Origin of the sequence: Paracoccus yeei ATCC BAA-599 (assembly GCF_000622145.1) — a bacterium.
GTDB classification, from domain to species: Bacteria; Pseudomonadota; Alphaproteobacteria; order Rhodobacterales; family Rhodobacteraceae; genus Paracoccus; species Paracoccus yeei.
The window spans coordinates 19,506-36,440 of the sequence record NZ_JHWH01000018.1; the positions used below are offsets into that span (position 1 = coordinate 19,506).

General features: G+C 68.1%; 20 protein-coding genes. 10 read left to right on the plus strand and 10 right to left on the minus strand.

The window, feature by feature from the left end; genetic code table 11:
- The first annotated feature begins 7 nt into the window (after positions 1–7).
- The 5 genes from BU28_RS0111140 (at position 8) to BU28_RS0111160 (ending at position 4,853) form a co-directional block, all read left to right on the plus strand.
- Positions 8–826: a 5'-nucleotidase, lipoprotein e(P4) family gene (locus BU28_RS0111140; RefSeq protein WP_028719551.1), complete on the plus strand. Its 819-nt coding sequence runs from the start codon at positions 8–10 to the stop codon at positions 824–826.
- Positions 827–899: 73 nt separating this feature from the next.
- The gene (locus BU28_RS0111145; protein ID WP_051578132.1) at positions 900–2,093 is read left to right on the plus strand and encodes an MFS transporter; all 1,194 of its coding nucleotides are present in this window, start codon (positions 900–902) and stop codon (positions 2,091–2,093) included.
- Positions 2,086–3,117, plus strand: coding sequence for a glycosyltransferase (locus BU28_RS0111150; protein ID WP_028719553.1), 1,032 nt, complete (start codon positions 2,086–2,088; stop codon positions 3,115–3,117). The genes BU28_RS0111145 and BU28_RS0111150 overlap by 8 nt, the downstream gene beginning before the upstream one ends.
- A complete protein-coding gene (locus BU28_RS22740) occupies positions 3,114–3,728 on the plus strand; it encodes a glycosyltransferase family 29 protein (RefSeq protein WP_036762702.1) in 615 nt (204 codons plus the stop codon). The genes BU28_RS0111150 and BU28_RS22740 overlap by 4 nt, the downstream gene beginning before the upstream one ends.
- Before the next feature lie 102 nt (positions 3,729–3,830).
- Positions 3,831–4,853, plus strand: coding sequence for an aspartate-semialdehyde dehydrogenase (locus tag BU28_RS0111160; RefSeq protein WP_028719554.1), 1,023 nt, complete (start codon positions 3,831–3,833; stop codon positions 4,851–4,853).
- Positions 4,854–5,317: 464 nt separating this feature from the next.
- Here BU28_RS0111160 and BU28_RS0111165 read toward each other — a convergent pair whose 3' ends face one another.
- The 3 genes from BU28_RS0111165 to BU28_RS0111175 form a co-directional block, all read right to left on the minus strand.
- A complete protein-coding gene (locus BU28_RS0111165) occupies positions 5,318–5,959 on the minus strand; it encodes a 5'-methylthioadenosine/S-adenosylhomocysteine nucleosidase (protein ID WP_028719555.1) in 642 nt (213 codons plus the stop codon).
- A 103-nt stretch (positions 5,960–6,062) separates the two neighbouring features.
- The gene (locus BU28_RS0111170; RefSeq protein WP_028719556.1) at positions 6,063–7,661 is read right to left on the minus strand and encodes a PAS-domain containing protein; all 1,599 of its coding nucleotides are present in this window, start codon (positions 7,659–7,661) and stop codon (positions 6,063–6,065) included.
- Positions 7,662–7,740: 79 nt separating this feature from the next.
- Positions 7,741–9,081, minus strand: a complete 1,341-nt coding sequence (locus BU28_RS0111175) for an ActS/PrrB/RegB family redox-sensitive histidine kinase (protein WP_051578133.1) — start codon at positions 9,079–9,081, stop codon at positions 7,741–7,743.
- A gap of 140 nt (positions 9,082–9,221) precedes the next feature.
- Here BU28_RS0111175 and BU28_RS0111180 point away from each other — a divergent pair, with 140 nt between their 5' ends.
- The gene (locus BU28_RS0111180; RefSeq protein ID WP_028719558.1) at positions 9,222–9,770 is read left to right on the plus strand and encodes an ActR/PrrA/RegA family redox response regulator transcription factor; all 549 of its coding nucleotides are present in this window, start codon (positions 9,222–9,224) and stop codon (positions 9,768–9,770) included.
- A 95-nt stretch (positions 9,771–9,865) separates the two neighbouring features.
- A complete protein-coding gene (locus BU28_RS0111185) occupies positions 9,866–10,177 on the plus strand; it encodes an H-NS histone family protein (RefSeq protein WP_028719559.1) in 312 nt (103 codons plus the stop codon).
- Between the two features lie 27 nt (positions 10,178–10,204).
- Here BU28_RS0111185 and BU28_RS0111190 read toward each other — a convergent pair whose 3' ends face one another.
- From BU28_RS0111190 to BU28_RS0111200, 3 genes are all read right to left on the minus strand, one after another.
- Entirely contained in the window at positions 10,205–10,804 is a 600-nt protein-coding gene (locus BU28_RS0111190; RefSeq protein ID WP_081791353.1) for a YfbR-like 5'-deoxynucleotidase, read from the minus strand.
- A gap of 68 nt (positions 10,805–10,872) precedes the next feature.
- Positions 10,873–11,385 carry a protein-export chaperone SecB gene (gene secB, locus BU28_RS0111195; protein ID WP_051578134.1) on the minus strand — a complete coding sequence of 171 codons (513 nt, stop codon included), beginning with the start codon at positions 11,383–11,385 and terminating at the stop codon, positions 10,873–10,875.
- Positions 11,386–11,434: 49 nt separating this feature from the next.
- On the minus strand, positions 11,435–11,992 hold the full coding sequence (locus tag BU28_RS0111200) for an FxsA family protein (protein WP_028719562.1): 558 nt from the start codon (positions 11,990–11,992) through the stop codon (positions 11,435–11,437).
- 107 nt (positions 11,993–12,099) lie between these two features.
- Here BU28_RS0111200 and BU28_RS0111205 point away from each other — a divergent pair, with 107 nt between their 5' ends.
- Positions 12,100–12,756 (plus strand): Tim44/TimA family putative adaptor protein, encoded by a 657-nt coding sequence (locus tag BU28_RS0111205; RefSeq protein WP_028719563.1) that lies wholly within the window; start codon positions 12,100–12,102, stop codon positions 12,754–12,756.
- Between the two features lie 3 nt (positions 12,757–12,759).
- Positions 12,760–13,353, plus strand: a complete 594-nt coding sequence (locus BU28_RS0111210) for a Smr/MutS family protein (RefSeq protein ID WP_028719564.1) — start codon at positions 12,760–12,762, stop codon at positions 13,351–13,353.
- A 27-nt stretch (positions 13,354–13,380) separates the two neighbouring features.
- On the opposite strand, the gene BU28_RS0111215 is transcribed toward BU28_RS0111210, so the two are convergent.
- The 3 genes from BU28_RS0111215 to hslV all read right to left on the minus strand — a co-directional run bounded on the left by BU28_RS0111215 (position 13,381) and on the right by hslV (position 15,566).
- On the minus strand, positions 13,381–13,566 hold the full coding sequence (locus BU28_RS0111215) for a PLDc N-terminal domain-containing protein (protein ID WP_028719565.1): 186 nt from the start codon (positions 13,564–13,566) through the stop codon (positions 13,381–13,383).
- Positions 13,567–13,619: 53 nt separating this feature from the next.
- Positions 13,620–14,924 carry an ATP-dependent protease ATPase subunit HslU gene (gene hslU, locus BU28_RS0111220; RefSeq protein WP_028719566.1) on the minus strand — a complete coding sequence of 435 codons (1,305 nt, stop codon included), beginning with the start codon at positions 14,922–14,924 and terminating at the stop codon, positions 13,620–13,622.
- A gap of 87 nt (positions 14,925–15,011) precedes the next feature.
- The gene (gene hslV / locus BU28_RS0111225) at positions 15,012–15,566 is read right to left on the minus strand and encodes an ATP-dependent protease subunit HslV (protein WP_028719567.1); all 555 of its coding nucleotides are present in this window, start codon (positions 15,564–15,566) and stop codon (positions 15,012–15,014) included.
- A gap of 82 nt (positions 15,567–15,648) precedes the next feature.
- On the opposite strand from hslV, the gene BU28_RS0111230 reads away from it, so the two are divergent.
- Positions 15,649–16,539, plus strand: a complete 891-nt coding sequence (locus BU28_RS0111230; protein ID WP_028719568.1) for a hypothetical protein — start codon at positions 15,649–15,651, stop codon at positions 16,537–16,539.
- Between the two features lie 35 nt (positions 16,540–16,574).
- Here BU28_RS0111230 and trxA read toward each other — a convergent pair whose 3' ends face one another.
- The gene (gene trxA / locus BU28_RS0111235; protein ID WP_028719569.1) at positions 16,575–16,898 is read right to left on the minus strand and encodes a thioredoxin; all 324 of its coding nucleotides are present in this window, start codon (positions 16,896–16,898) and stop codon (positions 16,575–16,577) included.
- Positions 16,899–16,935 lie beyond the last annotated feature (37 nt).

A 16,935-nucleotide genomic window follows, 5' to 3' on the forward strand; every position in this document is an offset into this window, starting at 1 on the left:
GGATCTCATGACCCGGCACCACATTTCCCGCCCCCTGCTTGGCCTCGCCCTGGCAGCGCTGATGGCCCCCGCCGCCCTGGCCGAAACGGCCGCCCAGACCCCGACAGCCCCTGCGGCGGCTGCGACCGAGGTTCCGGCGGCGCAATGCCCGGTCCGGGAATTCGCCATGGGCCTGCGCTATCAGCAGCAATCGGCCGAGGTGCGGGCGCTGCAGCTGCAGGGCTATGCGCTGGCCCGCGCCCGGCTGGAAGCCGCCATCGCCAAGGCCGGCGACGCCTCGAAACTGGCCGTGGTCACCGATCTGGACGAAACGGCCATCGACAACACCCCGCTGCTGGTCCGCGACATGCAGAACTGCCACGTCTATGACACCTGGGACACCTGGGGCGACTGGGAGCTGACGGGCAAGCCCACGCCGATTCCCGGCGCGCTGGACTTCTTCGATTTCGCCGACAAGTCCGGGGTCGCGATCTATTACATCTCGGACCGCTTCGGCGAGCCCGAGAACAAGGCCGCCACCATCGCCACCCTGAAGGAACTGGGCTTCCCGCAGGTGTCGGACGAGAACGTGCTGCTTTACGGAACCTCCAAGGCCGAGCGCCGCGCGGTGGCCGCCAAGGACCACCAGATCGTGCTGCTGCTGGGCGACACGCTGCATGATTTCGACGGCGTGTTCCGCAAGGCCGCGACCGATGTGAAGCGGGCCGAGGTCGACAGGAACGCCGCGCATTTCGGCGCCGACTGGATCGTCTTCCCCAACGCCACCTATGGCGACTGGAGCACGGCGCCCCTGACCGCCTGGGACGCCCCGCTGAAGACCCAGTAAGGGCCGGCCGGCAGGGGCGGCTTGCACTTTCCGCCGGGGTGGCGCAGCTTCGCGCCGCCTGAAGGGGGGAACCATGCGCTGGATCATGTCGCCGGGACTGCTGTCCCTTGTCCTGGGCTACACGCTCAGTCAGTTCTATCGGGCGTTCCTGGCGGTGCTGTCACCGACCCTGCATGCCGATCTGGGGGCGGGGCCGGCCGATCTCGCGCTGTCCTCAGGGCTTTGGTACATCGCCTTCGCGGCCATGCAGCTGCCGGTCGGCTGGGGCCTCGACCGCTATGGCCCGCGCGCGACGGTCGCAGCCTTGCTGGCGCTTGGCGGCGCGGGCGGCGCCGCGGTCTTTGCCCTGGCCAGCGCGCCCTGGCACATCCATGTGGCCATGGCGCTGCTGGGCGTGGGCTGCGCGCCGGTGATGGTGGGCAGCTTCTTCATCTTTGCCCGAACCCTGCCCCCCGCCTCGATGAGCGCGGCGGGCGGCGCGGTGGTGGGCCTCGGCTCGCTGGGCAACATGCTGGGCGCGGCGCCCCTGGTCTGGGTGGTCAACGCCATCGGCTGGCGCGAGGCGCTGGTGATCCTGGCGCTGGTCACGCTGGCGGTCGCGGCGACCATCCTGGCCTTCGTCCGAAACCCCCCGCACCCCGAGGGAAGCCAGGCCCGCGGCTCGCTGGGGGATCTTTTGCGGGTGCGCGCGCTCTGGCCGATCCTGCCGCTTCTGGGCGTGACCTATGCCGCCTCGGCCTGCATCCGGGGGCTGTGGGCCGGGCCCTATCTGGCCGAAACCTTCGGCGCCAGCGACTATGTGATCGGCTGGGTCACGCTGGGCATGGGGCTGGCGATGGTGACGGCGAACCTTTCGGTCGGCCGGGTGGTGCGGCTGATCGGGTCGGACAAGCGCACCTCGATCGCCAACAACCTGCTGCTGGGCGCGGTGCTGGCGGCGCTGTGGCTGACCTCGGGGATGAACCTCTGGGTTTCGGCGGTGCTCTTGGTGATGGTCTGCATCTCGGACAGTTCCTATTCGCTGATGATGTCGCACGGCCGGGCGTTCCTGCCCCATCATCTGGTCGGGCGCGGCATCACCTTCATGAACATGATCTCGATCGCCGGGGTCGGCGTGATGCAGTTCCTGTCGCGCCCGGTCTACCTGGCGGCCTCGGCCAACCATGCGGCGCCGGTGGCCTATGGTTACATCTTCCTGTTCTTCCTGCTACCTCTGACCATCGGATGGTTCATCTACCTGTTCAGTCCCGAGGATCGCCATGGCTGACATCGAGGTCGTCGCTCCGAACCTCAAGCGCCGCCTGTCGGGCGTGACGGCGACCGTCGTGCGCCTGATCCCGGTGCAGGCGCGCATGATCGGCATCGTCGCGACGGGGCCGGGGCTGCCGCCCGAGTTGCCCTATATCCCGCTGGCGCGCGCGGCCAGCCTGCCGCGCGACCGCTGGCGGGTCTGGCACGCGCGGCGCAACACGGAAATGGCGTTGGGGCTGATCCTGCGCCACCTGCTGCGGCGGCGCTATCGGCTGCTGTTCACCTCGGCCGCGCAGCGCCGGCACAAGGGCTTCACCCGCTGGCTGATCCGCCAGCAGGACGCGCTGATCGCGACCTCGCCCCAGGCGGCCAGCTATCTGGAGCGTCCCGCGACGGTGATCCTGCACGGGGTCGACCTGTCCGTGTTCCACCCGGCGCCCGACCGCGCGGCATTGCGGGCGACCTTGGGCTTTGCGCCCGAGGACATCGTGATCGGCTGCTTCGGCCGGGTGCGGGCGCAAAAGGGCGTCGACCTGCTGGTCGAGGCGGCGCTGCGGCTGTTTCCCGACCGGCCGCGGGCCAGGCTGATCCTGTCCGGGCGCATCACATCCGACAACCAGGCCTTCGCCGACGATCTGAAGGCGCGGATCGCGCAGGCCGGCCTGTCGGACCGCATCCGTTTCCTGGGCGAGCTGCCGTGGGAGGATGTGGTGCGCAACTACCAGGCGCTCGATCTTTTCGCCGCCCCCGCCCGGTGGGAGGGCTTCGGCCTGACCCCGCTCGAGGCCGCGGCCTGCGGCGTTCCCACCGTCGCCGCCCGCGTCGGCGCCTATGAGACGCTGATCCGCGACGGCGAAACCGGCAGCCTGGTCCCGCGCGACGATGCCGACGCCCTGACCGCCGCGCTGGCGCGCTGGCTGGACGACGACGCGGCCCGGGCGGCGGCTGGCGCGGCGGCGCGCGCGCATGTCGCCGAGAACCATGCCATCGAAGGCGAGGCCCGCGCCATCGTCGCGGTCTATCGAAAGCTGCTGGCGTGACCCGCTGGGGCTTTCTGCTGGCCCGCACGCTGCGCAATGAGTCGGCGCTGCAACGGCTGTCGGTCCCGCAGGCCGAATTGCTGGAAACCTTGCGCGGCAAGTCCGTGGCGCTGGTCGGCAACGCCCGCGCCCTGGCGCAGGGCGCGCAGGGCCCCGCCATCGACGCTGCCGACCTGGTGATCCGCATCAACCGCGCGCCCATGCCCGGTGCCGACAGCCACGGCACCCGCACCGATTGGCTGGCGCTGGCGGTCCGGCTGGGCGCGGCGGACCGCGCCCGCATCGGGGCAAGGCGCGTCCTGTGGATGTCGCCCAAGCGCAAGCGGCTGGACTGGCGGACGGCGACCAGCCCGGGTTTCTATCTGCACCCGCTGAAGGACTATGCGGCGCTGCGCGACCGGCTGGGCGCGTCGCCGACCACGGGGGCGATGATGATCGATCTGATCGCCCGGTCCGACATGGCGCGGCTGGACCTGTACGGCTTCGACTTCTTCGCCTCATTGTCGCTGTCTGGGCATCGGCGGGCCGAGCAGGTGCCGCATGATTTTTCAGGCGAATCCGAATGGGTGGCGGCGCTGGCCGCGTCAGATCGCCGGATCATCCGTCATTAAGCCGGTTTTTCGCCGGATTATCATGCAGATCGCCGAAATCTTGCTTTTCCTTTGCCGCGATTCGCCCTATATCGCGGCGTCCTGAGATGAGGAGACCCCCAGATGGGCTACAAGGTCGTTGTCGCCGGCGCCACGGGGAACGTGGGCCGTGAAATGCTGAACATTCTCGCCGAGCGCGAGTTTCCTGCCGATGAGGTTGTCGCTCTGGCTTCGCGCCGGAGCCTTGGCACTGAGGTCAGCTATGGCGACAAGACCCTGAAATGCAAGGACATCGAGGGGTTCGACTTTACCGGCTATGACATCGCGCTGTTTGCCATCGGCTCGGACGCGACGAAAACCTATGCGCCTATCGCGGCCAGCCAGGGCTGCGTGGTGATCGACAATTCGTCGCTTTACCGCTACGACCCGGACATTCCGCTGATCGTGCCCGAGGTGAACGCCGACGCGGTCGAGGATTACCGCAACAAGATGATCATCGCGAACCCCAACTGCTCGACCGCGCAGATGGTGGTGGCGCTGAAGCCCCTGCATGACCGGGCGCGGATCAAGCGTGTCGTCGTCTCGACCTATCAGTCGGTCTCGGGCGCCGGCAAGGAGGGCATGGACGAGCTGTGGAACCAGACCAAGGGCATGTATGTGCCCGGTCAGGAGGTCGAGCCCAAGAAGTTCCAGAAGCAGATCGCCTTCAACGTGATCCCGCAGATCGACGTCTTCCTGGACAGCGGCGACACCAAGGAAGAATGGAAGATGGTGGCCGAGACGAAAAAGATCCTCGACCCCTCGATCAGGGTCACGGCGACCTGCGTGCGCGTTCCGGTCTTTGTCGGCCACTCCGAGGCGATCAACGTCGAGACCGAGGATTTCCTGGACGAGGACGAGGCCCGCGACATCCTGCGCGAATCGCCCGGCGTGCTGGTGATCGACAAGCGCGAGCCGGGCGGCTATGCCACGCCGGTCGAATGCGTCGGCGATTTCGCGACCTTCGTGTCGCGCATCCGCCAGGACGTGACCATCGAGAACGGCCTGAACCTGTGGTGCGTCAGCGACAACCTGCGCAAGGGCGCGGCGCTGAACGCCGTCCAGATCGCCGAACTGCTGGGCAGCCGCTGCCTGAAGAAGGGCTGACCCGGCCGTCCGGACCCATGCCCGGCGCCGGACCCCGGCCTCGCGATTGGCTCTGACCAAGGGCCCCCGGTTCGGCATTCGCCGGGTCGGGGGTGTTGCGTTTCGTGCTGGTTCATCGCGCCTGCGCAGGGCAGAAGGTCGGCCCGTCTCCTGTTCGAGCACGGCGGGGGCTGCCCACGGTCGCAGTGCCGGATGTGGCCAAGATCCTTCCGATGCGGGCTGCGGCAGACCTTTCCGCAAGCGGTTTTCCGGGAGAAACGACCGCCTCGCGATAGCGGGCGAGACGGGCTTTGTTTGTGGCGCAGGATCTATTTTTCGGGATATCCGGTCGCAGGGCAGTCCTAGCCGTCACGCGGTCCGCGAACCCCCGCGCCGGTCTCCGGTTGCCAGCATGGAGCAGTTCTGGGCCTTCGCCAGGACCTTGCCCGCATGGCAATCGACACCAGACCCACCCGGCGCCGGCCTTAGACCGCCACCTCTCCCGCCTCGATGGCGCGCGCGAGGCGGTCGATGGCTTCGGCCAGGCGCGCGTCCACCACATGCAGGTATTGCGTCCAGTCGGTCAGGGTCGCCAGTTCCTCGGCTCCGTCCGAAATGCCGCGCAGGCCGATCAGCGGCACGCCGAAATGCTGGCAGGCGCGCAGCACGGCATATGTCTCCATGTCGACCATCTCGGCCGCGATGCGGTCGTAGCCCGCGCCGCTGACGATGCTGCCGCCCGTCGCCAGCGCCGCCTGGGGGATGCCGGGAATGGAGAGGGGCAAGGCCACGCGGGGCGGCAGGTCCAGCATCGGCGTCTGCCCCACCGCAAAGCCCAGGGCCGAGGCATCCATGTCGCGGTATTCCACCGCCGAAACCTGATAGACCGCGCCCTGTTCCAGCATCCGCGATCCTGCCGACCCCAGCGAAACCACCAGGTCGGGCAGCCGCCCGGCGGCGTGCAGGCGCGACAGGGCCGCAGACAGGGCAACGGCGGCCTCGACCGGGCCGACGCCGGTCATCAGCGGGCGGATGCGCCCGCGCAGGTGCGGGCCATATTCGGCATCGACCGCCATGACGAACAGCACATCACGGCCGGAAAGCCTGTCCATCGACGGCAGGTCCATGTCAGCCATCCCTTTCGTTTCGCCCGAAGAAAAGGCCAAAATTCGCCGAATCGCAAGCCCGGCACCGGTCCGTGGCCGCGCCGTGCGGGGCCAGCGCCGGGTCTCAGCCGGTCAGCGCCCGTTCCTGGCCGCCCGGCTCCGTGGCCAGGGGCGGGGCGATCCTGACCGGGGTCGCGGCCGTACCCGGCACCGGCGCCTGGAAGCTCAGCAGCAGCCGCCCGCCCGACAGTCCGCGCAGCCCCCAGGTCAGCAGCCCGCCCGAGGGCCCGGCCATGGCGCCGCCCAGCGTCGCCTCGGCCAAGGGCCGGTTCAGAGCGTCGCGCAGCGCGGCCAGGCCCGGGCTTGCGCCGCACAGGTCCAGCCAGCACTGCACATGGTCGTCAAGGCTGCCGCGCGGCCCGCAGGACCACAGGTCGGCATAGCGGCGGTTCACGATCAGCGCCTCGCCATTGGCGGCAAAGACCGCAACGGCATCGTCCAGCGCGTCCAGCACCTCGGCGCCCAGCGAAAGGTCCGCCCGGAACTTGCGCGTCAACGAGATTTCCGAGGTGATGTCCTCGAACAGAAAGGCCACGGCGCCGTCGGGATGCGGGCGGCCCGTCACGCGATAGGTCTGGCCGCCGGGCAAAGACCACATCTCGACATGATGGCCGGACGAGGCCGCGGCCTCGAGCGTGTTCATCTGGTTGCGCCAGCTGCGATAGTCCTTGGGCTCGGGGACCATCCGCGCCTCGCGCAGGCGGTCCAGAAAGGCGTAAAGCGTCGGGCGTGCGGTCAGGAACCCGGTGGCCAGCCCCGTCAGGTCGATCAGCGCCGGGTTGAACAGCTGCAGATTTCGGTCGCGGTCAAAGATCGCAAGCCCGATCGGCAGATCGGCGAAGGTCTTGGTCAGGGTCTGCACGAATTCGCGCAGGCTGCGTTCGGCGCGCACGGCCGCGTCGGCGGGCAGGGCGATGGCCACGGTCTGTTCGGCAACCTCATGGACGTGGCAGTCGTACCAGCGGCTTTGCCCATCGTGCTGGATCTGCACCCGGCGCGAGGCGCCAAGCGCCGCGCCGCCCTGCACCGGACGCGCCGACAGGTCGACAAGCTGCGGTAGCGGCCAGACGGTCTGGCCGCCGCTGACCGCTTCGGCAAGCTGCAGATAGGCGGAGTTGGCCCAGGTGACATGGCCCTGCCCGTCCTGGCGCCAGGCCAGCATAGGCGAATGGTCCATCGTGCTGCGCAGGATCTCCAGCTCGTGCTCCATCGCGGCAAGCGACAGCGAATCGACCACGATCCCGGCGTTTTCCGCCGAAGGGTCGGCCAGGGTCACGCGCAGCAGCCCATCGCCCAGATCCTCGGCCAGAAGGCGCAGCCGGGCGTTGCCGGCGCCGTCCCCGCCGGTCACGTCGACGCGCGCCCCTTCGCCCATGTCGAACAGGCCGACGCTGAACTCCGGCAACCGCATGCCCAGCCAGCCGACCAGCTTCTGCCAGTCCCCCTCGCCCGGCAGCGCGGCCAGCAGGGCCTGGGCAGGCCCGGTCGCGTCGATCAGCCGCTGGGCGCGAAACAGGAAGACGATGGGTTCGATCCGGCGGTCCAGCCGGTCGCGTTCCGTCGCGCCGCCCGGCCGCCGCCTCTCCATCACGCGGATCGCACCAAGCGCCAGCACAAGCGCGGCCAGGGCCGAGGCGAAGGCGATAAGGAACTGGGTAACCATGCTGATAAACCTGCGCGTGCCAATCCGTTTCACCCTCACCTATGGGATGAATCATAAGAAAGGGTTAACGCAAGGGCTATCACACCGAGATTTCGGGATTGCTTCCCAAGGCTGCGCGGCCGTCCGCCTCGATCAACTCGCGCGGCCAGGTGACGGTGACCTGCGCGCCACGCTGGCGATTGCCGAAGCGGACGGCGGCGCCCGAACGCTCCAGCAGGGTCTTTGCGATGAACAGGCCCAGGCCCAGCCCTTCATAGCTGCGCCCGTCCTCGGACCGGGGGCGCGTGGTCAGGAAGGGATTGCCGATCTTGGGCAGCAGCGTGGCCGGAAAGCCCGGACCGTCGTCCGCGATGCGGATGCGGATCTCGCGCCGGTCGCAGCCTGCCTCGATCAGCACTTCGGCGCGGGCGAAATCGACCGCATTCTGGATCAGGTTGCGCAAGCCGTGGATCAGCGCCGCATCGCGCAAGATCGTGGGGGCGCCGGGCGCCACCTCGATGCGGATGCGGATGCCGCGGTCGCGGTGCGGGTCGGCGGCCTCGTCCAGCACCTGACGCAGGGGCGCCGCGCGGATCAGCAGGTCGTCGCGGCCGGCGCTGCCCATGGATTTCAGGATCGCGCCGCAGCGTTCGGCGGACTGGCGCAGCACGGCCAGATCCTCGGCCAGGTCGGTGCGCTCGGGCAGGGCTTCGGCGATCTCGTCCGACAGCTCGGAGCTGACCAGCTTGATGGTGGCCAGGGGGGTGCCCATCTCGTGCGCGGCGGCGGCGACCACGCCGCCGAGATGCTGCAGCTTCTGTTCGCGTTCCAGCGCCATGCGGGCCGCGAACAGCGCATCCGATCCGGCCGAGATCTCGGCCGCGACGGTGCGGGCGTAATAGGCAAAGAACAGCGCCCCGATGATGATGGCAAACCAGGTCCCGACCAGCAGCGGCTCGTTCAACGTGGCGACGGGCCCGTCGGAAAAGGTCAGCGGGCGGGCGAAAAAGGCCGCCATCGACACCATGACGAATGTCGTCGCCCCCAGCGCCACCAGCTGCCGCCCCGGCAGGGCGGTCGCCGCCACCGTCACCGGGGCCAGCAGCAGCACGGCAAAGGGGTTGGTCAAGCCCCCCGTCAGCGACAGAAGCGCCGCGATCTGCGCCAGGTCGAAGCCCAGTTGCCACGCCGCCTCGAGCGCCGAGATGCGGCGCGCGGGCCGCAGCGACAGTGCAATGTTCAGCGCGATGGCCAGGCCGATCACCAGAAGCACGGGTCCCAGGCGCAGGTGTGCGCCGATCATCAGCGCCACGGCCACCGCAGCGGACTGGCCGATGATCGCGACCCAACGCAGCAGGATCAGCGTGCGCAGCCGGATCGGCTCGGGACCCGGCTGGCCGGGCAGAAAATCGAAACGGCGCGAGACGAGGCCGGGAAACATCGCTTCTCCTGGAATGGGGTTTGGGCGATTGTTATGCAGGGCGCGTCCGGCAATCAATGCGACGGATCGTCGGGGGGCGGGATTTGACCCTGCGCCCCGGCCCGCATACAGAAGGGGCCATTATCGCGGGGGATAAAACGATGACGCAAGCGCTGAATATCGGGGCCGATCCCACCTTGTTGCTGGTGGATGACGACGAAATCTTTCTGACCCGCTTGGCGCGCGCGATGGAAAAGCGGGGTTTTTCCGTCCAGCAGGCGCCTTCGGTGGCCGAGGCCCGGCGCATGGTCGCCGAGCGCCCGCCGGCCTATGCCGTGGTCGACCTGCGGCTTGAGGACGGCAACGGGCTGGATGTCGTCGATGCGCTGCGCGAGGCGCGGCCCGATGTGCGCGTCGTCGTGCTGACCGGATATGGTGCGATCGCCACCGCCGTCGCCGCGGTGAAAATGGGGGCCACGGATTACCTGTCGAAACCCGCCGATGCGGACGAGGTGACGCGCGCCCTGCTGTCGCAAGGCGAAACCCTGCCCCCGCCGCCCGAAATGCCCATGTCGGCCGATCGCGTCCGCTGGGAGCATATTCAGCGTGTTTATGAACAATGCGACCGCAATGTCAGCGAAACCGCTCGCCGCCTGCATATGCATCGCCGCACCTTGCAGCGGATTTTGGCCAAGCGCGGACCGCGCTGATTGAAATGGACCAAGGTTTCTATTGCAATCGCGCTTTGCCGCGAAATATTAAAGGGCACGAAGAACCATAATAAAGCTGACAGGAACTGCATAAAATGGAACTCGACCTGGACAAGATGTCGTTGCGCGATCTGCGCGATCTGCGCAGCAAGGTGGACAAGGCCATTGCCACTTTCGAGGACCGCCGCAAACGCGAAGCCCTGAGCGCGGTGGAAAATGCCGCCCGCGAATTCGGCTTCAGCCTGGCGGAACTGGCCAGCGCGAAAGGCGCCGGACGCGGCCGGGTCGCGGCGAAATACGCCAACCCCGAGGATCCGAACGCGACCTGGACCGGGCGTGGCCGCAAGCCCCGTTGGGTACAAGAGGCACTGGATGCCGGCAAGTCCCTGGAAGACCTGCAAATCTGAAAACGGCCCCGCCACCGGCGGGGCTTTTCACTGGGTGCCGTCGATCAGCGCGATCAGGGCGTCGAACCTGGAAATATAGGCCAGCCGCGTTTCGACCGGCGGCCGCAGCCGGATTTCCAGTTCCTGCATCCAGTCGGGCGCGGTGACCGGAAACAGCCGGTCGGCCTCGGCCTGGGTGAAGCCCGCGATCTGCAGCGCCTCAAGCCGGGCAGAAATGCGATCCGCGCGCTTGATCGCCGCCTTGACCGGCTTTGGCAACTGGGCAGGCAAGCCGAAACGCAAATGGATGGCGGCCGCAAGTCTTGCGTCCATTTGTCCATATTCCCGCCCCAGCGCCGATTTGACCGGAGAGATCATGTCCCCGATCACATATTCAGGAGCATCGTGCAGCAATGCCGCCAGCCGCCAGCGCGGATCGCAATCGGGATTGGCGCGGGCGTGGATTTCCTCGACCAACAGGGAATGCTCGGCCACGCTATAGGCCCATTCCCCACGGGTTTGCCCATTCCAGCGCGCGACAAAAGACAGCCCGTGGGCAATATCCGTGATCTCGATATCGACCGGCGTCGGATCCAGAAGATCCAGCCGCCGGCCCGAAAGCATGCGCTGCCATGCCCGTTTCGCCATCGAAAAAGCCCCGCAATGAAAAATGCCCGCGGCCGGACCAGCTGCGGGCATTCACGCAATATGCCCGTTTACGACAGCGGCTGGTCGGCAGGCCGTTCGGCCGACATGCGGCGCGCGATTTCCTGGCGATACAGGGCCACGAAATCCACCGGGTCCATGTTGAAGGGCGGGAAACCGCCATCGCGGGTCATGTCCGAAATGATGCGCCGCACATAGGGAAACATCATGCGCGGGCATTCGATCATCAGAAAGGGATGCAGCTGGTCCTCGGGTACGCCCTCGACGTGAAAGATCCCGCCATAATCCAGTTCGCACAGAAAGATCGGCGCCTTGTCCCGCGCATTGGTGGACTGGACCCGGAACTTGCTGATGACTTCGTACTGGTGCTCGACCTGGCGCTTGCGGGCATCCAGGCTGACCTGCACGCTGATTTCGGGCTGAACCTCGCCCGCGGGCATGCCGCGCTGCGCCACCGCGTTTTCAAAGGACAGGTCGCGGATATATTGCGTCAGGATCTGCAGCCGGACGCCGGGCTGGCTGCCGTTCTGGGCCAGGTCGGGGGTGGTGGTTTGCTCGCTCATCAGGATCTCCCAGGGATTTCGCGATTACTAGCACCCCGCCGGGCCGCGCTCAATGCCGGGTCCAGCCCGAGCCGCCGGACCGCGACGGCGGGTTCGAGCCGTCCGTCAGCCCCTCGCGCACCGGGGCGGGCGGGTCGTCCTGCACCGAATATTCCGCGTCGATCACGCCGTCGTCGCGCCAGCCGCGCGCGGGATGGCCGGGAGGCACCTCGCCCATGAAATCCGTCTCGGCGGTGCGCTGGCGATAGACGACGCCGCTGACGCCGACGCGCCGACCCATCCGGCGCAGCACCAGGGACCGCACCCCCGGGATCAGCAGCAGCAGGCCCACCCCGCTGGTGAACAGGCCCGGCACGATCATCAAAAGCCCCGCCAGCATGACCAGCGCGCCATGCGCCATGGGCGCGGTGGGGTCGCGGAACTCCTGCATCGCGCGCTGCACGTCGCGGGCGGCGGTGGCGCCGCGCCGGCGCAGCACGGCCACGCCCAGGACCGACGACAGGATCACCAGCCCCAGCGTGGGCAGCAGCCCGATGGCGCCCCCGACCTGGATGAACAGCGCGATCTCGACAATCGGCAGGATGACGAACGGCAGCAACGGCCACATGGGCTTTTCCTTCACTTCTTTTCCAGGTCGGGTGCAAAACTGGACTTGGCTCGCCCTGCACCCTACATAGGGATGCGACACCCCATAAGAAAGCTCAACACGGTCCGATGTCGAACCCCATGCTCCAGATCCTTGTCCTTGCCGCGATCGCCATCTTCCTGATCCTGCGGCTGCGCGGTGTGCTGGGGACCCGCGACGGGTTCGAGCCGACCCAGACCCCCGAGGAGACGGTGGCGCCGCGCCGCTTCGACGTGATCGAGGGAATGGCCGAGACGCCCGACACCGACATCGCCGATCATGCCGAGCCGGGCAGCGCCACGGCCCGCGCCCTGGCCGCGATGAAAGAGGTCGAACCGGGCTTTGCCGTCGGCCCCTTCCTGAGCGGCGCGAAATCCGCCTACGAGATGATCCTGCTGGCGTTCGAACGGGGCGATCTGTCCGAGGTGCGCGGCTTTCTGGCCCCGGCCGTGGCCGAGGCCTTCGACGGGGTCATCGCCGACCGCAAGGCACGCGGCCTGACGACCGAGGCGCAGTTCCTGGGCACCCGCGAAACGGCGCTGGCCGCGGCCGAATTCAACCCGCAGACGCGCCTGGCCGAACTGTCCGTCCGCTTCGTGGGCGAAATGATCGTGGCCACCCGCGACGAGCAGGGCAATGTCGTGGATGGAGACCCGCGCTCGGCCCGCAAGCAGCGCGACGTCTGGACCTTTGCCCGCCAGATGGGGTCAAGCGACCCGAACTGGCAACTGGTCGCCACCGCCTGAGCCATGGCACGGCGGCGGGGCCTGACGGCCGACGAAAGGGCCCTCTGGTCCCGCATCGCCGCGACGGCGGTGCCCATGCATCCGTCCAAGCCGCCCGAACCGGTCGCTTTGCCAAAGCCCTCCCTGCCCGTCACGCCCGAGCCCGCCCGACCGGCCCCCCTGCCGGATTTCCGCATCGGGGCCAAGCCGCTGAAGGGCGCCGCGACCCGCATCGACCTTTCCCCCCATCCCGGCCGCGCCCTGCATGACCAGCCCCTGCGGATGGATCACAAGACCCATCGCCGCATGGCCCAGGGCAAGCTTGCGCCGGAGGCGCGGATCGACCTGCATGGCATGACGCTGAACGTGGCGCAGCCCGCGCTGACCCGCTTCATCCTGAACGCCCGGACCAGCGGGCTGCGCCTGGTCCTGGTCATCACCGGCAAGGGGCGCCAAGGGGGGGCCGACGCGCCTCTGCCCGTCCGCCCGGGGGCCTTGCGCCACAATGTCCCCCATTGGCTGCATATGCCCCCCCTGGACCAGCTTGTGCTGCAGGTCAAGCCGGCCCATCGCCGCCACGGCGGCGAGGGCGCCTATTACGTCTATCTGCGGCGATAGGGAACGGCAGCCCGCAGGGCCGCCCGCTCAGACGCCCGAGCCGTAGTTCGCCTTGGGTCCCGCCAGCCACCAGATGATCAGCCCCACCACCGGCAGGATCGCGACCAGCAGGATCCAGATGATCTTGGTCGATGTCGCTGCATTGGTGTTGATGATCGAGGCGATGGCCCAAACATCCAGCGCAAAGATGATGATCCCGAAGATATATCCCATGACGGTCCTTTCCGGCTACCGGGCCTCAACGATGCCCAAGCAGCCAGGTTCCGTCAAAGCACATAGCGCGACAGGTCGGTCGACCGCGACAGATCGCCCAGATGGCGTTCGACGAAGGCATCGTCCACCGTCACCACCTCGCCCGAGCGGTCGGGCGCGCTGAACGAAAGCTCCTCGAAGACCCGCTCGATCACGGTGTAAAGCCGCCGCGCGCCGATGTTCTCGACCGAGCCGTTCACTTCGGCCGCGATCCGCGCCAGCGCCCGGATGCCGGTCTCGGTAAAGCTGACGGTAACGCCCTCGGTCGCCATCAGCGCGGTGTATTGCCGCGTCAGGGCATTGTCCGTCTCGGTCAGGATGCGGATGAAATCCTCCTCGGTCAGCGCGCGCAGCTCGACCCGGATGGGCAGCCGGCCCTGCAGCTCCGGCAGCAGGTCGCTGGGCTTGGCGATATGAAAGGCGCCGCTGGCGATGAACAGGATGTGGTCGGTCTTGACCGGGCCGTATTTGGTGCTGACCGTCGTGCCCTCGATCAGCGGCAGCAGGTCGCGCTGCACCCCCTCGCGCGACACGTCGCCGCCGCGCGCATCGGTCCGCGCCGCGACCTTGTCGATCTCGTCGATGAAGACGATGCCGTTTTCCTGCACGCTCTCCAGCGCGGCGGCCTTGACCGCCTCGTCGTCCAGAAGCTTGTCGGCCTCCTCGGCGATCAGCAGGTCGTAGCTCTCGGCCACCGTGACCTTGCGCCGCACCCGGCGGCCGCCAAAGGCCTTCATCAGCCCGGACAGGTCCATCATGCCGCCGATGGCGCCCGGCTGACCCGGCACCTCCATCATGCCCAGCGGGTTCGAGTTGTCCTGCAACTCAAGCTCGATCACGGTGTCGTCCAACTCGCCGCGCTTCAGCTTGTCGCGGAACATCTGCCGGGTCTGCTCGCGCGCGCCCTCGCCGGCCAGGGCAGCGACGACGCGCTCCTCGGCCTGCTTGTGGGCGCGCGCCTTGACCTCCTCGCGCATCCGCTCGCGGGTCTCGATGATGGCAGCGTCGGCCAGGTCGCGGATGATCTGTTCGACATCGCGGCCGACATAGCCCACCTCGGTGAACTTCGTCGCCTCGACCTTCAGGAAGGGCGCGCGGGCCAGCTTGGCCAGGCGGCGGCTGATCTCGGTCTTGCCCACGCCGGTCGGGCCGATCATCAGGATGTTCTTGGGATAGACCTCGTCCCTCAGGTCGTCGCCCAGCTGGCGGCGCCGCCAGCGGTTGCGCAGGGCCACGGCCACGGCGCGCTTGGCGTCCTTCTGGCCGATGATGAACCGGTCCAGTTCGGACACGATCTCGCGCGGGGTCAGGTCACTCATCTCAAACCTCTCTCATGCCGGGAAACGCCGTCTTTCACTGTTTCCCAAATACCCTGGGGGAGTCCGCAGGACGGGGGCGAAGCCCCCTCAGCCCAGGACCTCGACCGTCAGGTTGCCGTTGGTATAGACGCAGATGTCGGCCGCGATCGCCATGGCCTTGCGGGCCACGCCCTCGGCGTCCAGATCGCTTTCCATCAGCCCGCGGGCCGCGGCAAGCGCATAGTTCCCGCCCGAGCCGATGGCGGCGACGTCATGCTCGGGCTCCAGCACGTCGCCGGCGCCGGTGACGACGAAGATGTCCTTGCCGTCGGTGACGATCAGCATGGCCTCCAGGTTGCGCAGGTACTTGTCCATGCGCCAGTCCTTGGCCAGGTCCACGCAGGCCCGCGCCAGCTGTCCGGGGGCCGATTCCAGCTTCTTCTCCAGCCGCTCCAGCAGGGTGAAGGCGTCGGCGGTCGAGCCGGCAAAGCCCACCACCACATCGTGCCCGCCGGGCTTCAGCCGCCGCACCTTGCGCGCGGTGCCCTTCATCACCGTCTGGCCGACGCTGACCTGACCGTCGCCGGCGACGACGACGCGGCCGGCCCGCCGCACCGCCAGGATGGTGGTGCCGTGCCAGCCGGGAAATCTTTCATCGGACATGGGATTCTCCGCTTTCGTCTCGGGCTCAGATAGGACCGGGGGGGATCTTTCGCAACCCGCCCTGCCGGGCTAGCCTGTGCGCATGATCCTGCGCGTCTATCTGGAACCCCCGATGCTGCGGACCGCCCGCGCCGGCACGTTCAACTTTCTGAACGTGCTGAAAACGGCGGTCGAGGATGCGGGCTGGACCCTCGAATGGCACGAAACCGGACCCGAGGCCCGGCGGCGCGCCCCGGACCGCGACGGCTACGCGCTGTTTCACGCCGAGGCACCGACCCATGACCGCGCCCTGACCTTCCGCCGGGCTTATCACTACCCCTTCTGGCAGATCGAGCCGGTCCAGCAGCGCTGGCGTTTCGCCGTGGCGTGCGCGGATTTCGACCCCAAGGACATCGCCCCCGATCCCGCCCGCGCCTTCGCGGACCGGCTGCGCAACCGCGTCCTGCCCGGACCGCCCCCGCGGCGGGATGGTCCGGTGCTGATCCCGCTTCAGGGCCGGATCCGGCGCCATCGCAGCTTTCAGACCATAAGCCCCGTCGACATGGTGGAAACCGTCGCCGCCACCGGCCATCCCTGCGTCGCCACCCTGCACCCGAACGAAGCCTATGATCCGGCCGATCACGCGGCCCTGGCCGGGCTCGCGGACCGCCACTCGAACCTGCGGATCGGCGGGCCCACGGCGGCGATCCTGCGCGACTGCGCCTTTGTCGCGACGGAAAACAGCGCGGTGGCATTCGACGGCTATCTGCTGGGCAAGCCTGCGGTGCTGTTCGCGCAGATCGACTTTCACCACATCGGCCTGAACGTGGCCGAGCTGGGCGCGCGCGAGGCACTGAACGCGGCCGAAACCCATCGCCCTGATTTCGACCGCTACCTGTTCTGGTTCCTGCAGCAGGGGGCGATCAATGCGACCCTGCCCGATGCGGGCGCCCGGATCCTGGCCGCGATGCGCCGGGGCGGCTGGCCGATCTGACCGCCGCCCGCGCCGTCCCTTCAGACGCCATCCGTTCAGATGGAATTGTCGATCCAGGCCTTCAGCGCGGCCTTGGGCGCGGCGCCGATCTTGTTCGAGACCACCTCGCCGTCCTTGAACAGGAACAGCGCAGGAATGCCGCGCACGCCAAGCGCCGCCGGGCTTTCGGGGTTCTCGTCCACGTTCACCTTGACGATCTTGACCTTGCCTTCGTATTCGGCGGCCAGTTCCTCAAGCGCCGGGCCGATCTGGCGGCAGGGGCCACACCACTCGGCCCAGAAATCGACCACGACCGGGGTCGCGGACTGACGCACTTCGGTGTCGAAATCGGCGTCGGAAACGGCTTGGGTATTGGCCATCGGGATCTCCTGCGATGCGCCGGCGATGCCGGCAGGA

Coding starts and splice junctions, on each gene's coding strand:
- hslU (WP_028719566.1), bottom strand. CDS start 14,924: ATGAGTGACCTGACCCCGCGCGAGATCGTGTCCGAACTGGACCGGTTC.
- BU28_RS0111145 (WP_051578132.1), top strand. CDS start 900: ATGCGCTGGATCATGTCGCCGGGACTGCTGTCCCTTGTCCTGGGCTAC.
- BU28_RS0111150 (WP_028719553.1), top strand. CDS start 2,086: ATGGCTGACATCGAGGTCGTCGCTCCGAACCTCAAGCGCCGCCTGTCG.
- BU28_RS0111140 (WP_028719551.1), top strand. CDS start 8: ATGACCCGGCACCACATTTCCCGCCCCCTGCTTGGCCTCGCCCTGGCA.
- BU28_RS0111175 (WP_051578133.1), bottom strand. CDS start 9,081: ATGTTTCCCGGCCTCGTCTCGCGCCGTTTCGATTTTCTGCCCGGCCAG.
- BU28_RS0111205 (WP_028719563.1), top strand. CDS start 12,100: ATGTCGAACCCCATGCTCCAGATCCTTGTCCTTGCCGCGATCGCCATC.
- BU28_RS0111230 (WP_028719568.1), top strand. CDS start 15,649: ATGATCCTGCGCGTCTATCTGGAACCCCCGATGCTGCGGACCGCCCGC.
- BU28_RS0111210 (WP_028719564.1), top strand. CDS start 12,760: ATGGCACGGCGGCGGGGCCTGACGGCCGACGAAAGGGCCCTCTGGTCC.
- BU28_RS0111165 (WP_028719555.1), bottom strand. CDS start 5,959: ATGGACCTGCCGTCGATGGACAGGCTTTCCGGCCGTGATGTGCTGTTC.
- BU28_RS0111215 (WP_028719565.1), bottom strand. CDS start 13,566: ATGGGATATATCTTCGGGATCATCATCTTTGCGCTGGATGTTTGGGCC.
- BU28_RS0111160 (WP_028719554.1), top strand. CDS start 3,831: ATGGGCTACAAGGTCGTTGTCGCCGGCGCCACGGGGAACGTGGGCCGT.
- BU28_RS0111170 (WP_028719556.1), bottom strand. CDS start 7,661: ATGGTTACCCAGTTCCTTATCGCCTTCGCCTCGGCCCTGGCCGCGCTT.
- trxA (WP_028719569.1), bottom strand. CDS start 16,898: ATGGCCAATACCCAAGCCGTTTCCGACGCCGATTTCGACACCGAAGTG.
- BU28_RS0111180 (WP_028719558.1), top strand. CDS start 9,222: ATGACGCAAGCGCTGAATATCGGGGCCGATCCCACCTTGTTGCTGGTG.
- BU28_RS0111185 (WP_028719559.1), top strand. CDS start 9,866: ATGGAACTCGACCTGGACAAGATGTCGTTGCGCGATCTGCGCGATCTG.
- BU28_RS0111190 (WP_081791353.1), bottom strand. CDS start 10,804: ATGGCGAAACGGGCATGGCAGCGCATGCTTTCGGGCCGGCGGCTGGAT.
- secB (WP_051578134.1), bottom strand. CDS start 11,385: ATGAGCGAGCAAACCACCACCCCCGACCTGGCCCAGAACGGCAGCCAG.
- BU28_RS0111200 (WP_028719562.1), bottom strand. CDS start 11,992: ATGTGGCCGTTGCTGCCGTTCGTCATCCTGCCGATTGTCGAGATCGCG.
- hslV (WP_028719567.1), bottom strand. CDS start 15,566: ATGTCCGATGAAAGATTTCCCGGCTGGCACGGCACCACCATCCTGGCG.